Source organism: Finegoldia magna, from assembly GCF_018371055.1.
Taxonomy (GTDB): Bacteria; Bacillota; Clostridia; order Tissierellales; family Peptoniphilaceae; genus Finegoldia; species Finegoldia magna_I.
In genome coordinates this window covers 1-2,604 of record NZ_JAGYZD010000231.1, presented here as the reverse complement: position 1 = coordinate 2,604, position 2,604 = coordinate 1, and the positions used below count along the sequence as shown (strand labels likewise).

Annotated in this window: 2 protein-coding genes; both read left to right on the top strand. The window is 32.5% G+C overall.

What is annotated here, in order from left to right; translation table 11 throughout:
* Window positions 1–1,062, top strand: a 1,062-nt coding sequence (locus tag KHW44_RS08395; protein ID WP_304068375.1) for an ABC transporter ATP-binding protein, incomplete at its 5' end; no start/stop codon positions are given.
* Window positions 1,055–2,604 (top strand): ABC transporter ATP-binding protein (locus tag KHW44_RS08390; protein WP_304068372.1); only part of this gene is annotated, 1,550 nt, incomplete at its 3' end. The genes KHW44_RS08395 and KHW44_RS08390, both read left to right, overlap by 8 nt.

The window sequence follows — 2,604 nt, the reverse complement described above, 5'->3', positions numbered from 1 at the left end:
GCTGATGCAGTTTATGACAATGCAAGCTTTTATTATAACTGGATGGGTGAATCTATGAATAGGGTTGCCATAGGTAGATTACTTTCTCCTATGGGAATTATTACAATCATACCTTTTGGGATTTTATTTTATATAAATGGAAGTATTGATTTAGGAAATTTAATTACCTTAATAGTATTATCATTTGCTACAGTTTCTAGCATTTTAAAAATCATGAACTATATGGATGATATGTCAAGAATATCAACTATAACTTCTGAAATAGGAAAGATTTTAGATTCAAAAGAGTTAGAAAATATTGACAAGGGAGAAAAAATAGAATCCTATAATATAGAACTTCAAGACGTAGACTTTTCTTACGATGGAAAAAATAAGGTTATAGATAATCTTTCTATGGAAATAAAAGAATCTAATGTTTCAGCACTCGTTGGTCCTTCTGGGTCAGGTAAGTCCACAATAGCAAAACTTATTGCTGGATTTTGGAATGTAGATAAGGGATCTATTAAAATTGGCGGAGTAGAAACAAAAGATGTGTCGCTCGAAAACTTGTCTTCACTTATTTCTTTCGTATCTCAAGATAATTTTCTTTTTGATATGACTATAAAGGAAAATATTAGGCTTGGAAATAAGAATGCCTCTGACGAAGAAATTATAGATGTATGTAAAAAATCTGCCTGCCATGATTTTATTATGAACCTATCTAATGGTTACGAGACAAGAGTTGGCGAAGGTGGAGGTCATCTATCTGGAGGAGAAAGACAAAGAATATCTATTGCTCGTGCCATGCTAAAGAATGCACCAATCGTAATTTTAGATGAAGCAACTTCTTATATAGATCCTGAAAATGAAGCTCTCATACAAAACGCCTTGGCAAATCTAGTTAAGGGGAAAACTTTAATCATAATCGCTCATAGGCTAAAGACAATTGTTGATGCAGATAGGATATTTGTCATTAAAGATGGCAAATTAAATTCTTATGGTACTCATGAAGAACTATTAAAGTCATCAGAACTTTATAAGGAAATGTATGCTGCAAATTTAAGGGGTGATGAAAATGCTTAATGTGTTTAAAAAGATATGGAATTTTTCAAAAGAAGAACAGGTATATATTAAGAAATCTATTCTCGCTGGATTTTTGCATGCAGTATTTAATGCCCTTGAGTTTGGAGCAATTTACTATATGCTAGTAAATATATTCTTTAACACTTTAGACTATAAGGCTATCTTTGTTTGTCTTGGAATATTAGTTATATCCCTTGTTGGAAAGATAATGACACAAAAATCATCACAAATGGCACAAACACACGCTGGATATTTTATGGCAGCTCATAAGAGGATAGAAATAGGAGAAAAAATAAAAAGAGTTCCTATGGGTTTCTTTTCAAGCTTTTCACTAGGAAGATTAACTACTATTGCTACATCTTCACTTTCCCAAGCAGAAATGTGGGTGCCTATGCTTTTGGTTCTTGTACTTGGTGGAGTTTTAAATACTTTAGTCTTTGTCCTTGGAACTTTAATTTTTAACGTAAAGGTAGGACTGGTTGCTGTAGCAGGTGTGGTAGTATTTTTCATCGTTACATCAATGATGGAGAAAAAATCATCAGCTAATGCAGATAAAATGACAGAAACACAAACAAGACTTACAAAAGAAGTATTAGCAACTTTACAAGGAATGCAGGTTATAAAATCCTATAATCTTGGTGGAGAAAATAACAGAGCTTTGAGAAAGTCTATAAAAGATACATCAAATATACTTTTAGATTTAGAAATATCTGTAGCACCATACACAGTTATTCAAAGAATTGTAATGGGAATAACAACAGTAGCTATGGTCTATGTATCATTAAAATTAAATTTATCTGGTGAACTTCCACTTGCTGAAACAATTCTTATGATTATGGCATCCTTTATTATCTTTGAAGGCTTAATCGGGGCAGGATCAAACATGGCAATCCTAAGAGCTTGCGAAAATGCTATAGATTCTGTAGGTTTTATCGACTCTATGCCTGATATGAGAGAAGGAAGTATTACAGAGCCTATAAAAAATCATGATATAGTCTTTAAACATATCAGCTTTTCTTATGATGATAGACCAATTTTAAAAAATGTATCAGCAGAGATAAAAGAAAATACTATGACTGCCATAGTTGGTCCATCTGGATCTGGTAAGACAACATTTTGTAATCTTATTGCAAGATTTTGGGATGTAAATTCTGGCGAAATTTTAATAGGTGGAGAAAATATTAAGGACTATAAGATAGAAAACCTTATGAATTCAATTTCCATGGTATTTCAAGACGTCTATCTCTTTGAAGATACAATTGAAAACAATATAAAATTTGGAAAACAAAATGCAAGCCATGAAGAAGTTGTAGAAGCTGCAAAAAAAGCAAGATGTCATGAATTTATAGAAGCTTTACCAGAAGGATATGACACTATCATCGGAGAAGGCGGAGCAAGTCTATCTGGCGGAGAAAAACAAAGAATCTCCATAGCAAGAGCCAAGCTAAAAGATGCGGACATCATAATCTTTGATGAAGCCACAGCAAGTATAGATCCAGAAAATGAAGATAAACTTAAAGAAGCAATAGAATCATTAACAAA